A 26156-nucleotide genomic window follows, 5' to 3' on the forward strand; every position below is an offset into this window, starting at 1 on the left:
GCCAAAACGGGAATCCCCGCATGGCACACCTCTCTCCATTTTATATGATGCTCCGAGATTTATCCTCCAAAGTTATCATACATGATTGAACTTGGATCAACTCCCAGACTGTCAAGCATCTTAACTACTGCATTCGACATCGGTCCGGGACCGCACATGTAGTATTCAATATCCTCAGGCGCCTCATGATTCTTCAAGTAAGTATCATACATCACCTGATGAACGAATCCCGCCGTATATTTTACACCAGCCGCATCGGCAGCAGGATCCGGACGGTCAAGCGCAAGATGAAAATGGAAATTCGGAAAATCCTTTTCCAGCTGCAGGAAATCCTGAAGATAGAACACCTCGTTCAGCGCACGTGCTCCATAGAAATAATGCATCACACGATCCTTCGTGCCCAATGTACGCGTCATGTGCATGATCTGCGCACGCAACGGAGCCATACCTGCACCACCGCCTACCCATATCATTTCTTTCTTGGAATCGAATATCGGATGGAAATCTCCGTAAGGACCGCTCATCAGCACCTTGTCACCCGGCTTCAGGGTAAAGATATAAGACGAAGCGATACCCGGATTGACATCCATAAATCCGCTGCGGTCCGGTTTGAACGGCGGAGTGGCGATACGCACTGTCAGCATAAACACATCTCCCTCTGCCGGATAGTTCGCCATAGAATAGGCACGCACCGTCGGCTCCGTATTCACACACTTCAATGAGAACATGTTGAACTTCTTCCATGCAGGCAAGTATTCGTCACCGATCAGCGCCTTGTCTATATCCTTGTCATAATCCATCGCAAACGCGGGAATCTTGATCTGCGCATACGATCCGGGGATGAAGTCCATGTGCGCTCCCGCAGGCAACTGCACCTTGAACTCCTTGATGAAAGTGGCCACATTCTTGTTGGAGATTACCGTACATTCATACTCCTTGACACCCAAGACAGACTCGGGAACCTTGATAGCCATGTCGCCCTTCACTTTCACCTGGCAGCCCAAACGCCAGTGGTCCTTCTGCTGCTTGCGGCTGAAATGTCCCACTTCAGAAGGAAGGATCTCGCCTCCTCCATCAAGCACCTGGCACTTGCACTGTCCGCACGAGCCTTTGCCCCCGCACGCCGACGAAAGAAACACATCGTTTACCGCCAGCGTATTGAGCAGCGTAGATCCCGATTCAACTTCCATCACTTTGTCACCGTTGATGGTCAGCTTCACCTTTCCGGAAGTCACCAGAAACTTCTTTGCCACCAACAGAATCACAACCAGCACCAGAATGGTCACCAGAAACACTCCGATGCTTGCCAATATAAAATGCATATCCATAGTCTTGCTTCCTTTCCGTTAAATGTCCAAACCTGAGAAACACATAAAGGCCATCGCCATCAGTCCGACGGTTATGAACGTGATGCCCAAACCTCTCAACGGAGCGGGCACATTCGAATAGGCCATTTTCTCGCGAACGGCAGCCAGCCCCACGATAGAAAGCATCCATCCCAGCCCCGAACCTAAGGCATATGAAATGGAATCCCACACATCACCTATATATTTCGGATCGGAAGGAGTAAGATTGATGCGCTGCTGCATAAAGAGCGACGCTCCCATAATGGCACAGTTCACGGCAATCAGCGGCAGAAAAATACCCAGCGACGCATAAAGCGAAGGGCTGAAGCGTTCGACCGCCATCTCCACAAGCTGCGTAATAGCTGCTATGACCGCAATGAAAAGAATAAAGCTCAAGAAGCTGAGGTCGATTCCCAGAATGCCGTCGGCCGCCAGCACTTTAGTCTGCAACAGATAATTTACCGGAAGGGTCACCACCAGCACGAAAGTTACGGCAATGCCCAAACCGACAGCGGTCTTCACATTCTTCGATACAGCCAGATACGAACACATGCCTAGGAAGAAAGCGAAGATCATGTTGTCCACAAATATCGAACGGACCAATAAACTAAAAAAATGTTCCATAATTTCTTTTCGGTTAGACGTTAATCATTTTCTTGCAGTTCTTTATGCTTTGCACGCTGGTACCAGATGATACATGCCACGATGATTAAAGCCATCGGCGGCATCAGCATGAGTCCGTTGTTCACGTAACCTGCCTCTTTCACTGCATCGTAATTCAGTATATTATATCCCAACAGGGTTCCCGATCCCAGAAGTTCTCGTATGAAAGCCACCATCACCAGAATCTTGGCGTAGCCCAAACCGTTTCCAAGACCGTCAAGACAGGACTCCCACGGACCGTTCGCCATGGCAAACGCTTCCAGCCGTCCCATCAGGATACAGTTGGTAATGATCAGACCTACATAAACCGAAAGCTGTACGCTCACATCATACGCAAACGCCTTCAGCAGCTCGCTCACAATGGTTACAAGCGCAGCCACTACCACCAGCTGCACGATGATGCGGATGCGGTTCGGTATAGTCTTCCGGATCAATGAAATCACCACATTGGAAAACGCCGTAATGATGGTAACCGAAAGTCCCATCACAATGGCCGGCTCCAGCTTGGAAGTAACAGCCAGTGCCGAACAGATGCCCAGCACCTGCACCGTCACCGGATTGTTCATGCTGATCGGAGCAGAAAAGACCTCTTTGTTCTTTGCTGAAAATAGATTTCCCATCGTTTATCTCCTCCTCATTCGTTTTTTAAAGTTAAGAATTTAGTGTAATGCGCCAAACAACTTTTCAGCATGGCATCCACACCGACAGAAGTGATCGTTCCTCCGGAAATGCCGTCCACCTGATACTCGGGACTCTCCACTTTTCCGAACTTCACCACGCCCAGTCCGATGTTTTCGCCGTCCATTACCTGCTTGTCCTTGAATTCGCCCTGAAAATGTTCGCCGGCAATTTCAGCTCCCAGTCCCGGAGTTTCGGAAGCGTGAGAGAAATAAGTGCCGTAAACCGTATTCTTGTCCTCATTCAAGGCTATATATCCCCAAATAGCTCCCCACAAGCCTGAGCCATAAACGGGAATCACATATTTTTTCTGGCCGTCCACCTCACATACAAAGATATGGGCACGTCCGTTTTCCTTGAACTCTTTTTCGTAACCGGTAACAAACTTGCCTTCGTAAGGGGTCAGCGTTCCGTCGCCGGCAACGATCTGATCTTCCTTCACAATTCTGGCAAATTCCGATTCCACATCCTTCACCCCCCGAATATTGAGTGCCGAAAGAATCTGGTTCTTCGTGTCAAGCTCCACATTCTTGCCCTGCAGATCGCGCAGTGAAGAATTGACAAAAGCCAGCAGGAATGCAACGATAACCACAAGTACCGAAGCATAAACAATCGTATAAGAATTACTGTTTGTATTCATCGTATCCCGTTTTAGTTGTTAGACACAGCACGTTTCGCACGGCGTGAGATATTGTTCTCCACCACCACATAGTCGATGAGCGGAGCAAAGATATTCATCAGCAGAATCGCCATCATCATCCCTTCGGGATAACCCGGATTGAGCACGCGGATAATGATTGCCATGGCTCCAATCAGGAAACCATACACAAACTTGCCGTTCTCGGTACGCGAAGAAGTAACCGGGTCGGTCGCCATGAATACGGCTCCGAAACAGAACCCTCCCAAACACAAGTGCTCATACCAGGGCATATGCGCTATGGCCGTATCCGGTCCCCACGCATTGAACACCGCTCCCGTCAGCGCGCCGCCAATAAACACCGACAGCATGGTTTTCCAGCTTGCCACACCGCTCCACAGCAAAATCACCGCTCCGATGGCTATGGCGATGACACTGGTTTCGCCGATCGATCCCGGAATCAGTCCGGTCACCATATCCCATGAAAAAGCCGGACAGTCGGCAGCCGTAGCGGCAGTCTTGGCAATTCCCAGCGGAGTGGCGGTTGTCAGCCCGTCGACTGTTGCGCCTATCCCGAAAATGCTTTCGCCGGCCACCCACACCCTGTCGCCCGACATGCTTGCCGGATAAGCGAAGAACAGGAAAGCGCGCGTCACCAGAGCCGGATTGAAAATGTTCATTCCCGTACCGCCGAACACCTCTTTCGCAAAGACCACAGAGAAAGCGACGGCAATGGCCAGCATCCACAACGGACAGTCTACCGGAACAATCATCGGAATCAGCATTCCCGAAACCAGGAATCCTTCCTGAATCTCCTCCTTCTTCCATTGGGCCACAACAAACTCTATTCCCAGTCCCACCACATAAGACACGATGATCTTGGGCAGTACGGCCAGGAAGCCATAGAAAAACATTTCCCAAAAGCTGCCTTCTATGCCGGCAGCGTGGAAATGCTGATAGCCAACATTGTACATTCCGAACAGCAGCGCCGGCATGAGCGCAATCACTACAAACGACATGATCCGCTTGCTGTCGATGGCATCATGGATGTGAGTTCCCGTCTTCGAAGTCGTATTCGGAACAAACAGAAAGGTTTCGAATCCATCGAACACGGAACGGAAAGCATGATATTTGCCTCCCTCCTCAAAGTTCGGCTTTATCTTGTCAAGATAATTTCTTAATGCATTCATTCTATTATAACGGTTTTAATTTGAAATTAGCACATTTCCTTGCGGAGCATGTCAAGGCCTTCACGAACGATACGCTGCAGTTCCATCTTCGACGAACAGACAAATTCGCACAGGGCAAAATCCTCCGGAGCCACTTCATAGATGCCAAGAGCCTCCATCCGGTCAATGTCGCCGGCTATAATGGCCTTGATCAGATATTCGGGCAGGATGTCCATCGGGAACACCCGGTCATATTCGTTTGACATAATCATGTGGCGTTCTCCGCCTTTTACACGCGCATCGAGCACATATTCCTTTTTTCTGCCCGAAAGCCAGCTGAAATAAGAATGGCTCACGCTGAAATCTCCGGTACGGGGCATAATCCACCCCAGCATTTCATGCACGCCACTGCCTTCCGGAATCACGGTCAGCTGGCTGTGGAATGCGCCCAGAAAACCATTGCCGGAAATCTGTTTTCCCGTCAGCACGTTTCCGCTGATATAGCGCAGCTCGCTGTCCGGAGTCACGTTGCCGGCAAACACATTTGTCAGCAGAGCACCTACCTTCAGCTTGCAGTAGGCAGGCTTCAGCACCTCCGAACCGGTCAGCGCAACCGTGCGCGTCAGATCGACGCGCCCCGTATTGAACAGGCGCCCGATAAATATCACAGCCTGCGGATCGACCGTCCAAACGGTTTCTCCCTTGTTTACGGGAGCGATGTGATTGATCTGCACGCCAACATTCCCGGCCGGATGAGGACCGTCAAAAACCGTAACGGCCACATCTTTTGCCCCGGTCAGCGCAGAAGAAGTCTGATGCACGCTGATACCTAAATACGTTTTCGCTATCTTGGCCAAAGCACTGAGCCCTGTTTGAAAATCAGCCTCCTGCCCTTTCAGCACAAACTCAAAATCGGGAGCCAGCGGACTGCTGTCGAAAGCCGAAACGAAAATAGCTCTCGGAGCCACTGACGGGTCAGCTATCACGTCATACGGACGCTGGCGCACAAACGCAAACATACCCGATTCAAGCAAAGCCTCCTTCACAGCCTGCGCGTCCATCGACGCAACTTCTTTCCTGCCGAACTCTTCAAAATCCTGTTCCGCAGCAGCCTCCACGGTAATGCTCATCACTTTCCGTCGCGCCCCGCGCTCTACACTTGTCACAACTCCACTGACGGGCGACACGAACTTAACTTCTGGATGATTCTTGTCGATAAACAAGGGTCCTCCGGCCATTACATACTCCTGCTCCTTGACAACGACTTTCGGAGAAACTCCCGTAAAATCATCGGGACACAGTGCATAGAATCCCGGTTCCTTCACTGGCTTTACCTCTGCCGCAGCCTTTCCTTTCAGGTTTATGTCCAGGCCTTTACGCAATTTGATACAATTTGCCATATTGGATTACAAAAAATGGTTTCAATATTTTGCCTGCAAAAATAACGAAAAAAAAGAACGAAAGACATCTTTCGCCTCCTAATTACTGAAATATTTCTTTAAATCTCCCCGCAACGGTGTCATTCCACCCGGCACGGTCCGCATTCTGCAACACCGGGTGAGCAATCGGCGCATCGGCGAGAAGGCCGCAGAAAAACGAATGCAGCCCGCAAGAATCTTTATCTCCAGCCTAAAGATATATATCTTCAGACTAAACATACAGATATCCAGACTGAAGACAAACATTCCAAAGGCTTCGGCCGGCTTGCGGATACATAAAAATCTCCCAATCCGCCTGCCGCAAACAGGACAATGCAGCCTCATCTGCCCCGCCAATGATTAGGATTTGTCAAAAATATTGTTTATTTTCGCAAAAACCGCGCACCTTAGAAATGAAAAAAGAAAAACACCTTCTGACAGCTTGCATCGTCTTTTCTTCATTGTGCCCGCAAACGCTGGCGGCACAGGAAAAAGAACAGCATACAGAATCTGTACGCGATTCTGTATTGAACATCGGGTATGCCCAAGGCAGCCTGATCAACCTTTCGGGTTCGGTAGAACGCATCACCGAACAGCAGATGAACAAAGAACAGATCACCAATCCCCTGGAAGCCATCCAAGGACGCGTGGCAGGGCTGACCATTCTGAAAAGCAGCAACGGCATGGCGGCCCTGGAGTCCGTGCGGATGCGGGGAACCACTTCGCTGACAAGCGGAAACGATCCGCTCATCATCGTTGACGGCGTGTTGGGCGATCTGACCATGCTGACATCCATCTACCCTGCCGACATCGAAAGCTTCACCATCCTGAAAGACGCTTCCGAAACGGCACAGTACGGATCACGAGGAGCTTCGGGCGTCATCAACATCGTCACCAAGAAAGGAACGGCCGGAAAGACGCGCGTAAATTACAGCGGCAGTTTCGGAATAGCCCACGTTTACCGTCACCTGGACATGCTTTCGGGCGCAGCATACCGGAAGGTGGCTGCCGAGAACGGCCTGCACTTCCTTGACAAAGGCTATGACACGGATTTCCAGAAAGAAATCGAACAGACAGGCCTGCAGCAGAACCACAACATAGCTTTCTACGGAGGAGGAGAGGCTTCAAACTACCGCGTTTCGCTGGGCTTCCAGAACCGCGAAGGGGTCATACAGAACGAAAGCATGAAGCTGTTCACCTCAAACATGAACATGAGCCAGAAGCTGCTGGACGGACTCATCGACTGCGAACTGGGACTGTTCGGCTCCGTAAAGCGCGACCGGACGCTTTTCGACTACCAGAAGACATTCTATTCGGCAGCAACGTTCAACCCCACCTTTCCCAACCATAAGAATCCCGAAACCGAAGGATGGGACCAGATAACCGCAGCCAGCCAGATCACCAACCCGCTGGCATGGATGGAAGTGAACAACCAGAATGCCACGTCTTACTTCAGCGCCCACGCCCGGCTCACGCTCCATCTGATGAAGGATCTGAAACTGATACTGTTCGGCTCGTACACATACAGCGACAGCGAAGACTCGCAATACCTCCCTACCAGCGTATGGGCACACGGACAGGCTTACCGGGGCGACCGCAAATCGGAATCGCTTTTGGGAAACCTCATGCTGACCTACCGCAAGCGCAAGGGGTCGCACTTCTTCGATGTGCTGGCTTTGGGCGAACTGGAGAAAGACACATATAAAGGGTTTTACACCACTGCAACCAACTTTTCTTCCGACGAAAACGGGTTCAACAACCTGCAGGGCGGAGCGCTCCGCCCGTGGGAAGGCACCGGATCATACTACGAAGACCCGCACCTGGTTTCGTTTCTGGGACGCGTCAACTACACGTTCGGCAACCGCTATGTCCTGACCTTAAACGCACGCACAGACGCTTCGTCCAAATTCGGGACAAACCACAAATGGGGATTCTTTCCTTCTGCGTCCGTTGCGTGGAACATCTCGGAAGAAGCCTTCATGAAACGTTTCCGCTATATAGACAACCTGAAAATCCGCATGGGATACGGACTTGCAGGCAACCAGGCCGGCATCGACTCATATACCACCATGGCTCTGGTACGCCCCAACGGGATAACGCCCGTCGGCAACACGCCTCTCGTCACATACGAAAGCCTCCGGAACGTCAATCCCGACCTGAAATGGGAAGTGAAGCGCACATTCAATGCCGGATTCGACCTGGGGCTGTACGGCAACCGGCTTCTGCTTTCGGTCAACTACTACAACTCGAAGACCACGGACATGCTTTATTCATACAATGTCAGCGTGCCGCCCTTTGCCTACAACACCCTGCTGGCAAACCTGGGCTCCATGCGAAACAGCGGAACGGAAATATCCATAGGCATCACTCCGCTGAAGACAAAAGACATGGAGCTGAACATCAATGCCAACATCACCTTCCAGCAGAACAAGCTTCTCTCGCTGAGCGGAATGTACAACGGAGAATATGTGTCGGCTTCCGAATATACGGCCATAGCCGGACTGAACGGAGCAGGCACGCACGGAGGATACAACAACATCGTATACCAAATCGTGGGACAGCCCCTGGGAGTCTTTTACCTGCCTCACTGCGAAGGGCTCGTTTCGGACGGACAAGGGGGATACACCTATCAGATAGCCGACCTGAACGGAGGAGGGGTAAACCTGGAAGACGGAGAAGACCGCTATATAGCCGGACAAGCCATCCCGAAAACGCTGCTGGGCTCAAACATCAGCTTCCGCTACAAGAACGTGGACATCTCTTTGCAGATAAACGGAGCTTTCGGACATAAGATATACAACGGAACATCCCTCTCGTACATGAACATGAACAGCCTGCCCGACTACAACGTGCTGGAAGATGCACCCGGGCAGATGATAAAGGACCAGACGGCCACCGACTACTGGCTGGAGAACGGCAATTACGTCAATTTCGATTACCTTACCGTCGGATGGACTGTCCCCTTAAAGCATACCCGCTTTCTGAAAGGGCTGCGTCTGGCAGGCACCATCAACAATCTGGGAACCATCAGCAGTTATTCGGGACTTACCCCACTGATAAATTCCAGTCTGGCAAACAACACGCTGGGAGTGGACGACAAGCGCACCTATCCGCTTTCGCGCACATATACCGTCAGCCTTAACCTCAACTTTTAATCCGGAACGTTATGAAAACACAATATGCCTTTATCTTTTTGCTGCTCTTTCTCCTGCCTGGAGCTACTTCATGCAGCAAATTCCTGGAAGAAGATCCACGCGACAGCCTTGACGAAAGCACGGCCTACGAAACGCTGCAGCAATTGTTTCAGAACGGAGTGCTGTCGCTCTACAACCACATCGGCGGATACAGCGACAGCCAAGGACTGCAAGGAACCGGGCGAGGCGTATACGACCTGAACACCTTTACCACCGACGAAGCCATCATGCCGACAAGAGGAGCCGACTGGTATGACGGAGGATTCTGGCAAGGACTCTACCTGCACCGGTGGGGAGTGAACAACGATGCGATACACGACACGTGGGAGTATCTCTACAGGGCCATCATCCTGTGCAACAAATCGCTGGAAGCAATCCAGTCGTACGCCCAGAAGCATCCGAACGAAGACACACGCATCTACACGGCAGAAGTGCAGGCACTGAGAGCCATGTTCTACTATTACACAATGGACTTGTTCGGCAACATTCCTCTGCTCCTAACCTCTGACGTGCACGTAAGCGACATCAGGCAGCAGAACCGGAGCCAGACGTTCCGCTTCATTTTCAACGAACTGCAAGAGGCTGCTCCCCTATTGAGCAAGGAGCGCAGCAACCAGCCGGGCGTCTATTACGGAAGAATGACACAGCCGACGGCACATTTCCTGCTGGCAAAGCTGGCTTTGAATGCCGAAGTGTATGCAGACGACCTGTGGACAGACGCTGACAGGCCCGACGGCAAACAGCTGTTCTTCGACGTAGAAGGCAGCCGTCTGAACGCCTGGGAAACCGCAGAGTACTACTGCCGGCAGATCGCTGCCGCCGGATACACGCTGGAACCGGACTATACACTCAACTTTGCCATCTTCAACGAATCGTCGCAGGAAAACATTTTTGTCATACCGATGGACAAGACGCTCTACACCAACCAGTTCATCTATCTGTTCCGTTCGCGGCACTACAACCATGCCAAAGCGTATGGACTAAGCGGAGAGAACGGTTCGAGCGCTACTCCCGAAGCCCTGGAAACATTCGGATATGACACTCCCGACACCGATCCGCGCTTTGATTTCTGCTATTTCGCCGGTCCTGTAAAAGACCTGGACGGGAATCCCGTCTTGCTGGACGACGGACAAACGCCTTTGGTCTACGAGCCTTGGCAGGTCGGTATCGACCTTTCAGGAAGTGCATACGAACAAACCGCCGGAGCACGGATGAAAAAATACGAGGTGGACAAGAACGCACTGAAAGACGGGAAACTGATCAACAACGACATCGTTCTGTTCCGCTATGCCGACGTGCTGCTGATGCTAAGCGAAGCAAAGGTGCGAAACGGAGAAAACGGCGATGCAGAACTGAACGAGGTGCGCGGCCGGGTAGGTGCCGCTCCACGGACGGCCACACTTGAAAATCTGCTGGCAGAAAGGCAGCTGGAACTCGCATGGGAGGGCTGGCGCCGCCAAGACATGATCCGTTTCGGCACTTTCACTCGGTCCTACAGCTTCCGTCCCCAACTGGAGAACGAAGCGAGCGGATTTACCACCGTATTCCCCATTCCCGAAAAAATACTCGAGATGAACGAAACGATGAAACAGAATCCGGGATACGAATGACCCAACGCAGCCTCATAAAGAAACGGATTGGGCGATGATTATTTCCTGCCGCCGATTGAAACTGAAGGAACGTGTCTGGCGTTCAAGCGTTCCTTCAGCGATGCGCTGCGGCTAATGAAACCGGAATACCGTTTCAGCAAACCGGAACGGAATCATATCTTCTGGAGCCAAGACGTAAAAAATTACTAATAACCCGTTCCCCTAAGAGAGTTATTCAAACGTTATTTGTAATTTTGTCAGCTAAATCAAGGAAAATGAGCCGAGCCGCACGTATAAAAGAAACCATCCGCTTCACCATTATTTTCATACTGGTGTGCTATTTCGGACTGATAGCTCTTGTCGGTACGCCGAGAGTGCAGCAGCGCCTGTCGGCCTTGGTTTCAAAAGAGCTTTCCGGTTTCTTCCAGACCAACGTACAGGTAGGCAACATTGATTTAGGATTTCTCAACCGAATCATCATACAGAATGTTCGGATTGACGGCCGGAACGGAGAGAAAATGTTCCACATCTCACGCCTGTCTGCAAAAGTCGACCTGTCTTTTCTTTTCCACCAAAAGATACGTATCAGCAGCGCCCAACTTTTCGGACTCAATGTCAGTCTGACAAGGGACAACCCGGAAGCTCCCCTCAACTGCCAGTTCATCATTGATGCACTGACGCCTGAAAACAAGACACAGGCCAGACGACCCATAGACCTCCGCATCAATTCTGTTCTGATACGACGCGGACAGTTCAGCTACGACATCAAATCCGTGCCCGAAACAAAGGGCGTGTTCAATGCCGGACATATAGCCATAAACAATCTTTCAGCAACGATATCCCTGAAAGCCTTTCAAAGCGACTCGCTCAACCTCCAGCTGCGCCGCATGAGCTTCAGCGAACAAAGCGGCTTCCAGCTCAAACGCTTCCGCTTCAAAGTTACGGCCAACCAACGGGAAATCTGCCTGAACGACTTGTTCATGGGACTCCCCCGCTCGGCTGTTTCCATCGACACGCTGGCTATCAGCGGACAAGACCTCAACAAACCGGCCGCGGTTTCCGACAACCTGAAATACGGTGGCCGGATACGGGCCTGTGTCACTCCGGCCGACCTGTCAGCCTTCGCTCCGGTTCTTTCTAACTTCACAGACTCTGTGAGCATGAACCTGCGCTTCCATGGAAAAGGGAAGCAGATAAACATCCCCTACTTTTCACTGAACGGGGCAAACGGAGGGCTGGAACTCAGCGCAACCGGAATGGCTGACGGAAACACAGCCCCGCTCCGTCCTTACTTTTTCGGAAACGTGAAAAAGGCTTCGTTCACCGAAACGGGAATCGAATGGCTGGTCAAGAACTTCAAAGGAAGCGGAACGCAGGTCCCGCCCATCCTGAAACGGCTGGGATATGTTTACTTCAAAGGCGACCTGTCAGGCTATCCGACCCAACTGACCGCACACGGACTGTTCCAGACAGACCCGGGCGACATAAACGCCAACATAACCATGTTTACCGACACAGTGAGCGGACTGAAGACTTATTCCGGAAAAGTGTCGGCTGATGACTTCGGACTGGGACTGTTGCTCGGGAAAGAAGACAAACTGGGCAACGCTTCGTTTAATCTTGAACTTCAGGACTTCAAATACCGCAACAAGCTTCCTGAATCTTACATTAAAGGAACCGTCACCTCGCTCGAATATAACAAATATGTCTACAAGGAAATTCTTCTTGACGGCAATTTTAAGCCGGGAGGATTTAACGGACACGTTTCGCTGAATGACCCCAACGGCAACATCGAGATCAACGGAAGCTTCGTCACCGGCCAACAGACTCCGGATTTCAACCTGAAGGCTGTAATGCGGAATTTGCGTCCGAACAAACTGCGCCTGACTGAAAAATACGAAGATACAAATGTTTCTCTCAATCTTACAGCAGACTTCAGCGGGCATTCAATCGACGACATGCAAGGAAAAATAACGCTGGACAGCCTCAACATAAACAGTCCGGAAGACAGCGAAAAAAGCTATTTCATGCCATACTTGCAGGTATTGGCAGGACCTTCGGGCAACACAGAAAAAAGCGTCCGGATCGAATCGCCTTTCCTGCATGGCGAGGTGCTGGGGAACTATTCCTACCGCACCGTCCTGACAAGCATCCGCAAAATCATATCGCAGCATATTCCCTCATTGATGTCGCAGAAAGAAAAGGATGCTGAAACCAACAACAACTTCAGGTTCCGGCTGTCTGTCGACAACAGCGATTTCTTCAACAAGGCCCTGCAGATACCTTTCGAACTGCAGATGCCCGCCACTTTTTCAGGACAGCTCAACGACAGCCTGCATAACATCAGAATAAACGGCTACCTGCCTCAGTTCACTTATCAGGGAAAATATTACGAATCGGGAACATTGCTGTGCAACGGCGACACCGACAGGCTGCAATGCCAGTTACGCGCCAGCCTGCTGATGAAAAAGGGGGCGATGTTCAACATCTCCCTGCAAACGCAAGCCCGGAATGACAAGCTGAACACCACACTGTTCTGGGGAAACAACACCCGCCAGACATTCAGCGGAAAAATCGAGGCGGTAACCGCATTCCTTAAAAACCCCTCCACAAACGAGCTGGAAACAAACATCGACATACACCCAAGCAACGTCATTCTGAATGATACTGTCTGGAAAATGCATCCGACAAACCTCAGCATCAAAAAAGACAGCATCGAAATCCGGCATTTTCTCTTCGAGCACGGCAACCAATATATAAGCGCAAACGGAAGAATCGGCAAAAACAACGTTGATTCATGCCTTGTTGACATGAAAAATATCCGGCTGAACTACCTCATGGACATCATACAGTTCCGTTCAGTCAGCTTCAACGGAAATGTAAGCGGCAGAATCTGCCTGCGCAACCTCATGACTGACCCGGACATTCAGGCACGGCTGAATGCCGACAACTTCTCCCTCAACGAAGCGTTGCTGGGACAGGCTGCCATCAAGGGATCCTGGGACAAGGAACTTGGGGGAATCAGACTGACAGCCGACATCAGGCGCGATGCAAACTGCTCGACATTCGTCGACGGATACATATCGCCCAAACAAAAGGGGCTCGACCTGCACATCCGTGCCGGAGGTACACCGCTGTCTTTTCTCCAGCCTTTTGTCAGAAAGATATTCAGCGACGTGAACGGAGAAGCGTACGGAAACGTCCGGCTGTTCGGACCGTTCGCCCAGCTCGACCTCGAAGGCAGTGCAAAAGCGCGCATGGGAATGAAAGTCAACATTCTCAACACCCGGTTCGAAGCAGAAACTGATTCTGTCCATATCTCCTCCGGAATTTTCCGCTTTAAAAATGTCAGGCTGAAAGACAGCAAAGGACATACCGGGCTTGCTCATGGCATCCTTACGCATACCAAAATGAAAGACATGCACTACCGGTTCTCCTTCAGCACCGACAACATGCTTGTCTACGATACAAAGGCAGGCTCTCCGGAGTTTCCCTTCTACGGGCATATCTACGCCACAGGCAATGTCAGCATACAAGGAGGGGACAACCAGCTAAACGTGGATGGGACGGTGCGCGCCGACGCTCAGACAAGTTTCTCATACATACTGAAGGCTGCGGCAGAAGCCACAAACAGCAGCTTCATAACATTTGTAGACCATACTCCACGCCGGCAACAGCTTGATGTAAACGCTGAGATCTATCATTACCTGAATTCACAGGACAAGGATGAAGACAACGAGGACCAGGCGGACGTCCACATCAATCTGCAAATAGAACCGACCGAGCAGGCAAGCATGAAAATCATCATGGATCCCGCAGCCGGCGACAACATATCGGCACACGGCACCGGGAACCTGAGAATCAATTTCTACAACAAAGGAAATTTCCAGATTTTCGGCACCTATAATATAACTGAGGGAATATACAAAATGAGCCTCCAAAACGTGATCCGGAAAGACTTTATACTCCAGCCGGGAGGAACAGTAACGTTCAGCGGCAATCCGCGGAGCGCCGACCTCAACATACAGGCTGTATACACGGTCAATTCGGCCTCGCTCAACGACCTGATAGCCGATGCATCATCATCGAAAGGCAACGTAAGGGTCAACTGCCTGATGAACCTGAGCGGCAACCTTACATCACCGGAACTGAAGTTTGATCTGGAGCTTCCCACGGTCAGTGAAGAAGACCGGGAACTGGTGCGCAGCCTGACAAGCACGGAAGAACAGATGAACACACAGATCATCTACCTGCTTAGCGTCGGCAAATTCTACACCTACGATATCGCAGCCGAGAATGCCACCCAGACAGACGCAACAAGCTCGCTGGCTTTCAGCACCCTGTCAGGACAGCTCAACAACATGCTCTCGCAAGTGATCAACAGCCAGAACTGGAACGTAGGAACCCACCTGACAACAGGCGAAAAAGGATGGAGCGACGTAGAGGCTGAAGCAATCCTTTCCGGACGCCTTCTCAACAACCGGCTGATAATTAACGGAAACTTCGGATACCGCGAAAACACGCTGCAGAACACCAACTTTGTAGGAGATTTCGAAGCAATCTGGCTTCTGACACCCAACGGCGAATTCCGCCTGAGAGGATATAACCAGACCAACGACCGGTATTTCACCAAGTCAACCCTGACAACTCAAGGCATCGGCCTGATGTACAAAAAGGACTTCACCAACTGGAGGGAACTGTTTGACTGGTTCCTGCGACGGAAACGGAACCGCACTACCAGACAAGCGGAAGAAGAAGGACGCAAGGCAGCACTGCAAAATCAGCCGGCTGCGCAACAGAAAAGAGAACAAGAATGAAGATAAAGCAATTCAAACATGGAAAAAACTTATTATTTACCCGCTGAATGGCATAAGCAAAGTTACATACAGCTCACTTGGCCGCATAACGAAACCGACTGGGCATATATGCTTGATGAAGTAGAAGAATGTTTTCTGAACATAGCCCGCGAAATAGCGTCCCGGCAACCGCTGCTGGTGGTAGCGCCCAACTTTCCGGAGAAACTGAAAGACTTCCCTTTCAGACGGCAGATACGCTTCGTACAATGCCCTACCAACGATACATGGGCACGCGACCACGCATTCATCACGCTCATAGACAGACATGCAGACCCGCTGCTGCTTGACTTCTGCTTCAACGGATGGGGAATGAAATTTGCAGCCAACAAAGACAATCTGATCAACCGTCACCTTTCCGGAAGCGGCATACTGAACGGCGACTACACCAACTGCCGGAATTTCGTACTCGAAGGCGGATCGATAGAAAGCGACGGTGAAGGAACCCTCCTCACCACGTCCACTTGTCTGCTTGCCCCTAACCGCAATGATACCATGACACGCGCAGACATCGAACGGTATCTTATTGAGAAATTCAACCTGAGGCAGGTGCTTTGGCTTGACTACGGCTATCTGGCCGGGGATGATACAGACAGCCATATCGATACGCTGGCAAGGCTCTGCCCTGACCACACCATCGCTTACGTACAGTGTACAGACAGGAACGACGAGCACTATGGCGCACTGCTGTCAATGGAGAACCAACTCAAAACATTCCGCACGCTGGACGGCGATCCTTTTCATCTGCTCCCCCTGCCTATGCCCGACGCCATTTATGATGACAACGGACAACGGCTTCCGGCAACCTATGCCAACTTTCTGGTCATGAACGAAGCCGTACTCTATCCCACATACAACCAGCCGGAAAATGACACGAAAGCAGCTAAAGTGCTGGCTGAAGCATTCCCCGGAAGAGAGATTGTCGGCATAGACTGCCGCGCACTGATCCGCCAGCATGGCTCGCTCCATTGCGTGACAATGCAATATCCAGAATCCGTTATTTCATTATAAAAGCAAATTGAACATATGAAAAGAACCATCCGTGTTGGCATAGTCCAGCAATCATGCACCAGCGACATCAAACTGAACCTTGAAAAGCTGCATCATAACATTGCGGCTGTAGCACAGGCTGGAGCGCAACTCGTCATCCTTCAAGAACTCCATAACACTCCCTACTTCTGCCAGACAGAAGACACCGGGATGTTCGATCTTGCAGAACCTATACCCGGACCTTCCACCGGCTTCTACAGCGAAATAGCCGCAGCCTACAGAATCGTCCTGGTAACGTCACTTTTCGAACGCCGCGCACCGGGACTCTATCACAACACAGCAGTCGTATTCGACAAAGACGGAAGCATAGCCGGAAAATACCGGAAAATGCACATACCTGACGATCCGGCCTATTATGAGAAATTCTATTTCACACCGGGCGATCTGGGATTCGAGCCCATCGAAACATCCGTCGGGAAACTCGGCGTACAGGTGTGCTGGGACCAATGGTATCCGGAAGGCGCACGCCTGATGGCGCTTAAAGGAGCCGAACTGCTGATTTATCCCACAGCCATCGGTTGGGAAAGCACAGATACACAAGAAGAGAAAATGCGCCAGTTAGGGGCATGGGTCACCGTACAGCGCGGACATGCTGTTGCCAACGGACTTCCTGTGATTGCCGTAAACCGCGTAGGACATGAGCCGGACCCTTCAGGCATGACAAACGGAATCCAGTTTTGGGGAAACAGTTTCGTTGCCGGTCCGCAAGGCGAAATTATAGCCCAGGCAGACAACTTGAAAGAAGAGAATATGGTGGTTGAAATCGATATGGAACGCTGCGAAAACGTACGCCGCTGGTGGCCGTTCCTCCGCGACCGCCGCATCGATGAGTTCGGACAACTCACGAAACGGTTCATCGACTAAGGCAAACAAGCCAGAACATGAAAAAACGGACAGAACGCTAAAAGATCATACGTCAAACGACTTTTAGAGCCTGTCGTTTAAGAAACTGTTTTGAATTTATCGTGTGCTGATTTGGGATGAGTTTTTGAGGCATTTCCGTTTGTGTGATGAGGAAGATAGCGGGCTATCTGACGAAGAACAGAAGCGGAAAAGACCAAAAAATAGCCCAAAGCACACACGAAAACGAACACATCAAGCCAAGAAAAACTTTTTGGAGAAATTCAAAACAGTTTCTAAGAGTTTCTAAATTTTCTCAGGTTTATTTTGCGAATTGTTTTCGAGAATGTTTCTCTGTTTTTACGAGGATGACAGTGGGCTGTCTGACGGGTGAAAGCGGGGAAACAGACCGGAAACAAACTCAAAAAGGGGCGGACAAAAATACTGAATCGGAATATTTAAACGCGCTCAGGGTTCTGTTCTTTTTTTACGGGTCATCTCTTTTCCCAGAAACTCGGAGAAAACATCAGCAGAATGCCGAACAGTTCCAGACGCCCTATCAGCATAAGGAAAGACGACAGCCATTTTCCTGCATCCGGCAACGCATTCCATGAATAGGCGGGTCCAAACGCCCCCATCGCCAGTCCGGCATTTCCTATACTCGACACAGTAATGCTCAAAGCCTCCATCGTACCGAGTCCTATAAACATATAAACCAGCCACCCGACAAAGATGCAGGCAAGATACAGCAGAATAAATGTGCTCACCATCGATATGGTGGACTGAGAAACAGCCATACGGTTCACTTTGATCGGCAGCACGGCACGCGGGTGCATCATACGGCGGAATTCATTCTTGATATTCCGGGCCACGATAAGCAGACGCATGATTTTAGCCCCGCCGCTGGTAGATCCGGTGCAGCCTCCGGCAAACATACAATACATCAGCAGCACCCACGTAAACGGAGCCCATTTCATATAGTCGTCCGTACCGAATCCGCTTGACGTATGAAGCGTAGCAACCTGAAAAAGCGACTTGCGGAAAGCTTCTTCAACCCCATAGCCGTTCTGCAAGACCAGCGAAACAGCGATAAGCAGCGTAACTATAAGGATAGATCCTAAGAACCATTTCGTTTCATCATCGCGGAACAACTGGCCGAAACGCCCTTTCATGCACATGAAATACAATGAAAAGTTCATCGCCGACAAGATCATGAATATGGCAATGATATACTCGATGAACGGAGAGTTCCAATAGGCTACACTCGCCTGTTTTGTGGAGAATCCTCCCGTAGCAGTCGTTCCGAAAGCATGGCAGACGGCATCAAACCATCCCATCCCCCCAATCACAAGCAGAACGGTTTCTACAATGGTCAGAATGGAATACACTGTCCAAAGCCATTTGGCCATCACACTGATCTTCGGATGGATCTTGTCGTGCGTCACGCCCGTAGCCTCAGCCTTGAACAACACCTGGTTGCCCACTCCGAAAATCGGCAATACGACAATCGTGAAGAAAACGATTCCCAGCCCTCCGATCCAATGCGTGAAACTGCGCCAGAAAAGCATTCCATGAGAAAGCGATTCAATATTGTCGAGCACCGTAGCTCCTGTTGTCGTGAATCCGGACATCGTTTCAAAAAAGGCATCGACAACAGAAGGAATGCTCCCGCTGATATAAAAGGGAAGCATGCCGAAAGCGGTGAAAAGCAGCCACGTAAAAGCAACTACACAATAGCCGTCCCTGCGAGTTACAATATTCTTCGCATTCCGCCCCCCTAGAATCAGCAGCCCTCCTACTCCCGCATTCAACAATGCTGAATAAACAAAATATATATAGTCCGCCTCCTGATAGTACAGGGAAACTCCCATGCACACCAGAAAAAGCATCGCTTCCATAGTAAGCAGAATGCCTAGAATCCGGAAAATCATTTTTCTGTTAAGCAGGCTGTTCTCCCGCTCTCCGGATATTTGCACCGTTGTCAATAAGAAATCTTCCATAAATCTTCATTCTGAAAAACGGTGGCAAAATAAGACAAATATTTCGGTTATTGCAAGAAAAGAACACCAGATATTATAATCCTCAATGCCACTATGCGCAATTTGGCACAAACGTATAACCGGTATCGAAACAGGCTCTTGCTTTTAATTTGTAAGCCACGCTGTGAATCCTTTCCCTTTTCCACCTTAATTCATCACAACAGACAGCGGTGAGAAAGCATCGTTCTCAAAAAAGTTTCAATCTATAAGAGAGCCAAATTCTACCTAAAAATAGCTTCATTCTAAGTTATGGCATCAAAATCTCCCAAATTTACCTGCCTATTTTTTGTATATTCGTAAAAAAAGCATAACTTTGTAAATATGCTGAAGCAACCGTTAGTGCAAAACGGCATGCAGGAAGCGGCAAGAAAGAATAAGATTGTCATGAAACAGTATGATTTGTAAAAAAGACTCGACTCCATGTACCAGCAATTGTCAATGGGCGAATGCGAGTCTTTATTGCCAAAACAACTTAAATCTCTTCTATAAAAACAAATCACAGAATGGCGGTCGGCAAGAGAGCCTGCACCGCCATTTTCATTTGCCAAACGCATCCGTCTGCAAATTCCCAGCAGATTCTTGCGGCTTTCATGAAAATATATACCTTCGCATATAAACAACTGAATCATGAATAAAAACACGTACATCCCGGTTCAACAGGGCAATGAAACCGTATGCTGCGAAACAAAGCCAACTTTGCCGTACTTGAAGGGCTGCCAACCGTATTGCTCAACGACAAGACAAAAATTATCAAGATTTTGGGAAGCGCTTCCAGTGATGGCATCGATGATTTATAACATCCGATCCAAAGCAGGCAAGAGAATAGCTTTAAGGTTGCACACAGAAAACACTGGCAACAGAAGATGTTATGTTTCTGTGCTCTATTTTTAAACGATCAAATGGCGGATCATATCTTTTCGACATATCCGACAGGTATTTCTACTGTAGCAGCCCCCAGCTGTTCGATTCTTACCATAATTTGCGACTTCCCTTCCAACTGCGACATTTCTCCTTCCAACCCAGCCAAAGGACCTTTGATTACACGTATTTTATCTCCTGGATTTAAATGTGCATTGATAAATCTGACAGATTCTTCAGAAAAGTCAAGCATGAACCTGAACTTATCCATTTCGTCATCTGGAATTATGGCAGGCCTTCGCCTGCATCTGTCGAACAAACACCCTGTTACAGCCGGGACATTCCGGATAATTTCCAGTCTGTTGTGCTCACTTGTCCGGACGAAAATTATCATCGGAATAATTACTGTTTTCAGTCTTTTTTTTCTGTCGCTCCATTGTTTCACGACCTCCTGTACCGGCAGATAGTTGGTAATCCCCATTTCATCCAGCCTTTCTGCGGTTTTCTTTTCGTGATGCATTTTCACATACAGTGCATACCAGTGTTCTTCTTTATCCATTATGCTCAGAATTTCTTGAATTTCAATATGGCATAGTCAGATTCCAAAGTCATAGAATGGCTGTCAACACTGATTACATTGAATGTAGTGTTTACACTGTTTAATCCGTAAGGCTCCAATTGCCACACCTCTGCCGGGACAGAGCTTTCAGGCACATCATACGTGCTCATATCCGTCATGGTAATTGTATTCGATGCTTCATCGTAGCTGTACCTTCCCCGAAAAGGAGTAAGTTCGAGTGGACCTTGTTTCTCTGCAACTTCCACGACCCAGAGTTGGATACTGTAATAAATCCTTTCACATTTGTGAACCTGATTATCCGATTGGGTTGTAAATTCCAGCAACTGCCAATGGCCTTCTATGTCCGGATTAATAGGCTCTTTTTGGCATCCGACTAAAACAAGTACAGTTGTCAGCAGACAGATGATTGGGTAAATTATATGCTTCATGATTGACTTCAGTAAAAATTAAAAAATAGTTCCGGTTTTCTTTATAGTCAGCATACCTCCGGTTGAATTTCCCAAATAGTTTCCGCGGTCTAATCCGAGAGCCAGCGAAGCACTCCATCCTTTTGCCCATTGGGGCGAATAAGTGGCCTCGTAAAGCGAACTGAACTGTTTGCGCTGTTTATCTAACGGAGCTAAATACGTCCCCCAATAACGCGTAAAAGAAATCAGCATTCGGTAGCTCCATTCGTCTGACGGATTTCCGGAAATGCCCAAATGGTTTGCTCTGATCCGGTTGCTCCGGAAAGAAATCGAATGGTCATCGTTGTAGAGTGGACCGGATATAAGCGGATTGCCCATTCCCATTCCCATATATTGCCATCCGCCATAAATATAATGGTTATAATAGTCATCATTGGCACTTATCTGATATTCCGGAAATTGTCCCCAGAATCCGTCATATAACAATGGACCGGCCTGGTCTTTGGTTGCAATCCCCTCCCATACAGCAGAAGTGACCCATTTGTTTTTAGGGAAAGTAATTTCCAGTCCCAATTGTCCGTCCTTCCATCTTCCATACTCCCAGAACATTTGGGATGTATCCTCGAAATAATGCTCCAGATAGGCACGGAATTTCCAGTTTCCGACGTAATAGTTCAATGCAAAGTTCCAGCTTCCTACATGGTTTCCTTCCACGTTCACCTGTTCTCCTTCAGGAGTATCACTTCCTCCCGTTTGCGGAAAGAAGGCTTTCCAATATGCTTTCAGATTATGCGGCATTTCAGTATCCAGAGTTACACTTCCGTCAGCTTCTTTATAGTATCTGCTTCCGCCGAACTGTGCCGCCATCAGAATTCCCGCTTCGAATTCCAGCGGAAATTTGTCCTTATTGCCGAAACGGAGCATCAATGACTTGCTGTGATAAAGTACATTCTCTGTAAAATATTGTCCCGGACTCACATAATCCCGCTGCCAGTCATATTCGGCAAAAGATCCGTAAGCGATATGCCCTTTAAATGCCAGCCAGCCTTTAGTTCCCGGAACATTCCAGTACTCAGGCATCTCAACTCGAATCTGAGGCAACGGATGCGCATTCGGTCCTTCTACCATCATGCCGCTGCTCAAAGCCGTATTCTTCTCCAAAGGAAATCCGTCGCGTTCTTTGATGCCTATGCTCAGCGTCAGTACTTTCCATGAAAAATCGGCGTACAACTGCTGTATATTGAACGCTTTTTGGTGGTTCACAGTCCCTGCCAAATCTATTCCTGCAGCGATTTTCCAGTTATGCCTCATTTCTTTCTCGTAAGCAATCCCGGCACGCATGTAGCCAGAGTTCGGCTCAACGCTAGACAGTCCGTAGCGGTTGGCAGTAAACCATAGAGGAGCATACGTCCCCCCTCCGGCAGTAGCTCCCAATTCAACTCTATATTTCAAGTCTGTGTCTAATTGAGCATATACAGCGGTTATAAGAAACGCAAATGTAGCCGTTAATGTCATTCTTTTCATCTGGTAATATGCTTGTGTATTTGAATAAGTGAGTAAAAAAACATGGCTGTTGTTTTTATGATATTCAGTATTACTTTCACTGATTTTCATCTTTTTCCGTCTCTGCTTTCGGACTTTTCATTTCGGTTTTGAATGAAGTCCAAAAATCTTCTCCAAAAAGGATCCATGCGGATTCACAGATGAAAGCGAGAAATACGAATCCTATTAAAAGAATCATCTTTTTTGGTGAAGAGGGATGCAAAGGAATAGTCGATGGCTCAACAACCGCAAATACCGGTTTAGCTTCCTGCACCTTAGCCTTAGCCAATTGCAGTTGCGTTTCCATCTGACTGTAAACCTCGTAAGCAGCAGTTGCCGCTTTTTGCAACCGTTCACTTTCCGCTTTAACCGACTGCAAAATTATATTCTTGTTAGCGTCCGCAAAATGCGCATATTCTTTTTGTGCTTTTATATAGATAGCTTCCCTTTCTTGAGTTATTTTTTCCAGATAAATACAATCCTGCTGCGCTTTGCGTGTACGATAGTCTGTAATATACCGCTGAAGCTTAGTAATCGCACTATCTGCAACTAATGCTGTAGCTACAGGATCTTGCAGCTTTACGCTGACAGTTGTCATGCTTGTCTTTTTGTCAGTTTCAGCGTCCAATACTTTCCTCAACATTCTAATGCGTTCGCTTTGCTTTCGTGTCAGTCTGAACGGGTCGATTGGCTGATTCTCTTTTTCTTCCGGCTTGTCCTTAAACAAGGAAACAACTCCACCGATAGCTTTCCCAGGTAATCCTATCATATACCCCCACCACGGTTTATTTTGTGTATCCAAATAATCATAAAGACTCATAGAAACACTGTCTTTTGTCATGACAGGCGTTTCCAGCATTTCCAATAAGAAAGGAGTGGTTTTTACTATTTCAGGAAACATATTGAAACTGAGAGCATCTTCTCCCAAGCTGGCAGATCCACTGCTTAAGCCGAACATGGAAGCGATACTGGCCAGCCCTCCTGTATTGTCCAATCCCGATTCCGGTGAAAGCGAAACTTTCACTTCATATTCTTTCGGAAGACTGAAGCCTATGACTAAACCGATAAGAGCACCCACTCCAATAGCTTTGTAGATCTTTCTCCTATCATCCACTAATTTTTTTAACAAAACGATTAAGTCAATTTCCGCTACTTCTTGTTGCTTTTTTTCCGTAATATCGTTTTTCTGTTCCGTCATTTTGATAAATCAATTTTTGTTGAGGCAAAGATATGATTTTTTTCTGTTGTTCAAAAACTGTTGTAATATGTATTGTAGTTCTATTCTATTAATTTATTGAATATTAGAATATTAATTAGAGACATCTGCATGGTTGCTATTTTTATTTATTCAACAATTTAATCTGGTTAAGACATTTTTTATTAGCATCAGCTCTTTTTCTGTCAAATATCCATCCCCACTTGTTGAAATATTTAATAGTAGAACGTATATGATATTTCAAAAGTTTTTTGTTTTTGTACGAACCCTTTTCATATTCATGAAATACAGCAACATTTGGGTAGAATACCGTTTTTGAGATCTCTCCTATTCTTCGGCATAAATCCACGTCTTCGCTGTACATAAAGAACCTTTCATCAAAAAGTCCGACTTTTCCGATGACATCCATTCTGACAAACATAAAGCAACCGGATAATATAGGTACCTCCATTATCTTATTATAGCCTGAAGAATGGAGTTCATATTTTCTGTCAATCTTTTGCTTGATTGATTTTATCGGAATAAATCTTCTGCCGATCAGATTCATAGGAGTAGGCATAAGCTTACATAGAAGTTGCGTTTCTCCATCTGGAAAAAGTATTTTGGGCATAACCTGTCCGCAGTCTTTGTTTTTGTCCATAAAAGATGCGAGCTCTTCAATTACATTATCACTCCAATATATATCAGGATTAATTATAACGTGATATTTAGCCCCCAACTCCAAAGCCTTTTTCAATGCTATATTATGTCCATGCCCGAAGCCTAAATTCTGACTATGAATATATTTTATTCTGTCAGATATTTTAGAATATTCACGCAGGCTGTCATTCGATGAATTGTCTATTATATAAAAAACAGAAATATTTGACTTTAAAACACAGTCCATCAACCGTAAAAGATCAGATGGTTTTGTATGGAAAGTAACAAGTGATGCTGTGATCATATTTTATTATGCAGTTAATACTAAATAATGGACTTTATCTTCTTTATAAATTTCCCTTCATTATAATTTGCTAAGAATATAGTTTGGGCTGTCGCTTTCTCTTCTGAACTGATATCAGAACATTTTTCTATCATTTCGATAAATTCTCTTTTATCGTTTGCCTTTATTAAAAATTCCTTACTATTTGAAACAATATTATCTATCCCTTCAAAAGCTATATCCGTACCAATTATTGGAGTTCCCAATGCTAATGCTTCAATTACTTTTACTTTTACTCCTGCTCCAGAAAAAAGAGGTGCTATCAATGCTTTTGATCTAGCTATAATCTTATATGGATTATCCACAAACCCAAGATACCTAACATTCTTAAAGTCAGAAATAATGTTTTTAATTTCTGCATTCAATGATCCACCAATAATCTTTATGTTAACATTTACACATGAAGGATAAACTTCTTTGAGAAACCATCTTAATCCATCTGAGTTCTCTTTTCGGTTCCAAGCACCATAAAAGACAAAATAATCCTCTATTTCGATATTATTTAGGTCAATATCAAGTATTTCTTTTCCAATATAGAATGGCACTATATCAGAATCTATTCCATACAAATCCTTTAACAACAACTTGTCCTTAGCTGAGAAGGTAAATATACTATCTCCTTTTTTAAGAAATTTTTTTTCTGTTAGTTTTACAAACCAATTATAAAGAAATGATTTTTTTTTTCTTTCGTATTTTTGGGCTATAATGTCATGACACATCATGACTTTATACGGATTAGTTATAGACATAGAATAGATAAATGTTTGGCTAAAGTCAAAATAGACCATATCATAATTATCTTGATTAGATTTTAACCATTTATTAACAGCATTATCATATCTTACAGAAAACAAAGGAAAACTGCATTTTCTTATTGAATAGTACAACGTCTTAAATAAACTGTTAGTATTAAGTTCCATTATAATATTCAGATTCTTGATATTTTTAACCGTAATTTCGTGGTTAGGATAATTCCAGTATATTACATCAACGTTATAGTCATGCGACAAATCTTCTAAAAGTTTCAATGAATAATTTTGTCCTGCGGTTTTATTGTTTACCGGATATGCCGTTATAAAAAGGATACTATTCATA

General features: G+C 47.5%; 19 protein-coding genes. 6 read left to right on the forward strand and 13 right to left on the reverse strand.

The window, feature by feature from the left end; translation table 11 throughout:
• Positions 1 to 59: 59 nt before the first annotated feature.
• The 6 genes from nqrF to QUW60_RS00430 are packed head-to-tail and all read right to left on the reverse strand — an operon-like array spanning position 60 to position 5893.
• A complete protein-coding gene (gene nqrF / locus QUW60_RS00405; RefSeq protein WP_289558028.1) occupies positions 60 to 1328 on the reverse strand; it encodes an NADH:ubiquinone reductase (Na(+)-transporting) subunit F in 1269 nt (422 codons plus the stop codon).
• An 18-nt stretch (positions 1329 to 1346) separates the two neighbouring features.
• On the reverse strand, positions 1347 to 1970 hold the full coding sequence (gene nqrE, locus QUW60_RS00410) for an NADH:ubiquinone reductase (Na(+)-transporting) subunit E (RefSeq protein WP_258338199.1): 624 nt from the start codon (positions 1968 to 1970) through the stop codon (positions 1347 to 1349).
• A gap of 20 nt (positions 1971 to 1990) precedes the next feature.
• Positions 1991 to 2629 carry an NADH:ubiquinone reductase (Na(+)-transporting) subunit D gene (locus QUW60_RS00415; protein ID WP_258338198.1) on the reverse strand — a complete coding sequence of 213 codons (639 nt, stop codon included), beginning with the start codon at positions 2627 to 2629 and terminating at the stop codon, positions 1991 to 1993.
• A gap of 14 nt (positions 2630 to 2643) precedes the next feature.
• Positions 2644 to 3327 carry a Na(+)-translocating NADH-quinone reductase subunit C gene (locus QUW60_RS00420; protein WP_258338197.1) on the reverse strand — a complete coding sequence of 228 codons (684 nt, stop codon included), beginning with the start codon at positions 3325 to 3327 and terminating at the stop codon, positions 2644 to 2646.
• 11 nt (positions 3328 to 3338) lie between these two features.
• Positions 3339 to 4514, reverse strand: coding sequence for an NADH:ubiquinone reductase (Na(+)-transporting) subunit B (locus tag QUW60_RS00425; protein WP_289558031.1), 1176 nt, complete (start codon positions 4512 to 4514; stop codon positions 3339 to 3341).
• Positions 4515 to 4540: 26 nt separating this feature from the next.
• Positions 4541 to 5893 carry a Na(+)-translocating NADH-quinone reductase subunit A gene (locus tag QUW60_RS00430; protein WP_289558033.1) on the reverse strand — a complete coding sequence of 451 codons (1353 nt, stop codon included), beginning with the start codon at positions 5891 to 5893 and terminating at the stop codon, positions 4541 to 4543.
• A 431-nt stretch (positions 5894 to 6324) separates the two neighbouring features.
• On the opposite strand from QUW60_RS00430, the gene QUW60_RS00435 reads away from it, so the two are divergent.
• The 5 genes from QUW60_RS00435 (at position 6325) to QUW60_RS00455 (ending at position 17461) form a co-directional block, all read left to right on the forward strand.
• A complete protein-coding gene (locus tag QUW60_RS00435; RefSeq protein ID WP_289558035.1) occupies positions 6325 to 9066 on the forward strand; it encodes a SusC/RagA family TonB-linked outer membrane protein in 2742 nt (913 codons plus the stop codon).
• 11 nt (positions 9067 to 9077) lie between these two features.
• Complete coding sequence (locus tag QUW60_RS00440) at positions 9078 to 10715, forward strand: RagB/SusD family nutrient uptake outer membrane protein (protein WP_289558036.1); 1638 nt, start codon at positions 9078 to 9080, stop codon at positions 10713 to 10715.
• A gap of 254 nt (positions 10716 to 10969) precedes the next feature.
• Entirely contained in the window at positions 10970 to 15511 is a 4542-nt protein-coding gene (locus QUW60_RS00445) for a translocation/assembly module TamB domain-containing protein (protein ID WP_289558037.1), read from the forward strand.
• Positions 15512 to 15529: 18 nt separating this feature from the next.
• Complete coding sequence (locus QUW60_RS00450; RefSeq protein ID WP_289558039.1) at positions 15530 to 16558, forward strand: agmatine deiminase family protein; 1029 nt, start codon at positions 15530 to 15532, stop codon at positions 16556 to 16558.
• A gap of 15 nt (positions 16559 to 16573) precedes the next feature.
• Complete coding sequence (locus tag QUW60_RS00455; RefSeq protein WP_258338190.1) at positions 16574 to 17461, forward strand: carbon-nitrogen hydrolase; 888 nt, start codon at positions 16574 to 16576, stop codon at positions 17459 to 17461.
• Positions 17462 to 17931: 470 nt separating this feature from the next.
• Here the strand turns inward: QUW60_RS00455 and QUW60_RS00460 are convergent, their stop codons facing one another.
• Positions 17932 to 19437, reverse strand: a complete 1506-nt coding sequence (locus QUW60_RS00460) for a TrkH family potassium uptake protein (RefSeq protein ID WP_289558041.1) — start codon at positions 19435 to 19437, stop codon at positions 17932 to 17934.
• 713 nt (positions 19438 to 20150) lie between these two features.
• On the opposite strand from QUW60_RS00460, the gene QUW60_RS00465 reads away from it, so the two are divergent.
• Positions 20151 to 20273, forward strand: a complete 123-nt coding sequence (locus QUW60_RS00465; RefSeq protein WP_258336959.1) for a hypothetical protein — start codon at positions 20151 to 20153, stop codon at positions 20271 to 20273.
• A 110-nt stretch (positions 20274 to 20383) separates the two neighbouring features.
• Here QUW60_RS00465 and QUW60_RS00470 read toward each other — a convergent pair whose 3' ends face one another.
• The 6 genes from QUW60_RS00470 to QUW60_RS00495 all read right to left on the reverse strand — a co-directional run bounded on the left by QUW60_RS00470 (position 20384) and on the right by QUW60_RS00495 (position 26155).
• Positions 20384 to 20893 (reverse strand): UpxY family transcription antiterminator, encoded by a 510-nt coding sequence (locus QUW60_RS00470; RefSeq protein WP_258336805.1) that lies wholly within the window; start codon positions 20891 to 20893, stop codon positions 20384 to 20386.
• A 5-nt stretch (positions 20894 to 20898) separates the two neighbouring features.
• On the reverse strand, positions 20899 to 21342 hold the full coding sequence (locus tag QUW60_RS00475) for a lipocalin-like domain-containing protein (RefSeq protein WP_289558044.1): 444 nt from the start codon (positions 21340 to 21342) through the stop codon (positions 20899 to 20901).
• Between the two features lie 18 nt (positions 21343 to 21360).
• Positions 21361 to 22836 (reverse strand): capsule assembly Wzi family protein, encoded by a 1476-nt coding sequence (locus QUW60_RS00480; protein ID WP_289558176.1) that lies wholly within the window; start codon positions 22834 to 22836, stop codon positions 21361 to 21363.
• Between the two features lie 85 nt (positions 22837 to 22921).
• On the reverse strand, positions 22922 to 24061 hold the full coding sequence (locus tag QUW60_RS00485; protein ID WP_289558045.1) for a GumC domain-containing protein: 1140 nt from the start codon (positions 24059 to 24061) through the stop codon (positions 22922 to 22924).
• Between the two features lie 142 nt (positions 24062 to 24203).
• Positions 24204 to 25022, reverse strand: a complete 819-nt coding sequence (locus QUW60_RS00490; RefSeq protein ID WP_289558047.1) for a glycosyltransferase — start codon at positions 25020 to 25022, stop codon at positions 24204 to 24206.
• Positions 25023 to 25042: 20 nt separating this feature from the next.
• A complete protein-coding gene (locus QUW60_RS00495; RefSeq protein WP_289558049.1) occupies positions 25043 to 26155 on the reverse strand; it encodes a glycosyltransferase in 1113 nt (370 codons plus the stop codon).
• Between the last annotated feature and the right edge of the window lies 1 nt (position 26156).

It is taken from the genome of Bacteroides gallinaceum (genome assembly GCF_030373775.1).
GTDB lineage: Bacteria > Bacteroidota > Bacteroidia > Bacteroidales > Bacteroidaceae > Phocaeicola > Phocaeicola excrementipullorum.

Bases quoted from the DNA above. Each gene is read 5' to 3' on its own strand.
- nqrF (WP_289558028.1), bottom strand. From the start codon at position 1,328: ATGGATATGCATTTTATATTGGCAAGCATCGGAGTGTTTCTGGTGACC.
- nqrE (WP_258338199.1), bottom strand. From the start codon at position 1,970: ATGGAACATTTTTTTAGTTTATTGGTCCGTTCGATATTTGTGGACAAC.
- QUW60_RS00415 (WP_258338198.1), bottom strand. From the start codon at position 2,629: ATGGGAAATCTATTTTCAGCAAAGAACAAAGAGGTCTTTTCTGCTCCG.
- QUW60_RS00420 (WP_258338197.1), bottom strand. From the start codon at position 3,327: ATGAATACAAACAGTAATTCTTATACGATTGTTTATGCTTCGGTACTT.
- QUW60_RS00425 (WP_289558031.1), bottom strand. From the start codon at position 4,514: ATGAATGCATTAAGAAATTATCTTGACAAGATAAAGCCGAACTTTGAG.
- QUW60_RS00430 (WP_289558033.1), bottom strand. From the start codon at position 5,893: ATGGCAAATTGTATCAAATTGCGTAAAGGCCTGGACATAAACCTGAAA.
- QUW60_RS00435 (WP_289558035.1), top strand. From the start codon at position 6,325: ATGAAAAAAGAAAAACACCTTCTGACAGCTTGCATCGTCTTTTCTTCA.
- QUW60_RS00440 (WP_289558036.1), top strand. From the start codon at position 9,078: ATGAAAACACAATATGCCTTTATCTTTTTGCTGCTCTTTCTCCTGCCT.
- QUW60_RS00445 (WP_289558037.1), top strand. From the start codon at position 10,970: ATGAGCCGAGCCGCACGTATAAAAGAAACCATCCGCTTCACCATTATT.
- QUW60_RS00450 (WP_289558039.1), top strand. From the start codon at position 15,530: ATGGAAAAAACTTATTATTTACCCGCTGAATGGCATAAGCAAAGTTAC.
- QUW60_RS00455 (WP_258338190.1), top strand. From the start codon at position 16,574: ATGAAAAGAACCATCCGTGTTGGCATAGTCCAGCAATCATGCACCAGC.
- QUW60_RS00460 (WP_289558041.1), bottom strand. From the start codon at position 19,437: ATGGAAGATTTCTTATTGACAACGGTGCAAATATCCGGAGAGCGGGAG.
- QUW60_RS00465 (WP_258336959.1), top strand. From the start codon at position 20,151: ATGCTGCGAAACAAAGCCAACTTTGCCGTACTTGAAGGGCTGCCAACC.
- QUW60_RS00470 (WP_258336805.1), bottom strand. From the start codon at position 20,893: ATGGATAAAGAAGAACACTGGTATGCACTGTATGTGAAAATGCATCAC.
- QUW60_RS00475 (WP_289558044.1), bottom strand. From the start codon at position 21,342: ATGAAGCATATAATTTACCCAATCATCTGTCTGCTGACAACTGTACTT.
- QUW60_RS00480 (WP_289558176.1), bottom strand. From the start codon at position 22,836: ATGACATTAACGGCTACATTTGCGTTTCTTATAACCGCTGTATATGCT.
- QUW60_RS00485 (WP_289558045.1), bottom strand. From the start codon at position 24,061: ATGACGGAACAGAAAAACGATATTACGGAAAAAAAGCAACAAGAAGTA.
- QUW60_RS00490 (WP_289558047.1), bottom strand. From the start codon at position 25,022: ATGATCACAGCATCACTTGTTACTTTCCATACAAAACCATCTGATCTT.
- QUW60_RS00495 (WP_289558049.1), bottom strand. From the start codon at position 26,155: ATGAATAGTATCCTTTTTATAACGGCATATCCGGTAAACAATAAAACC.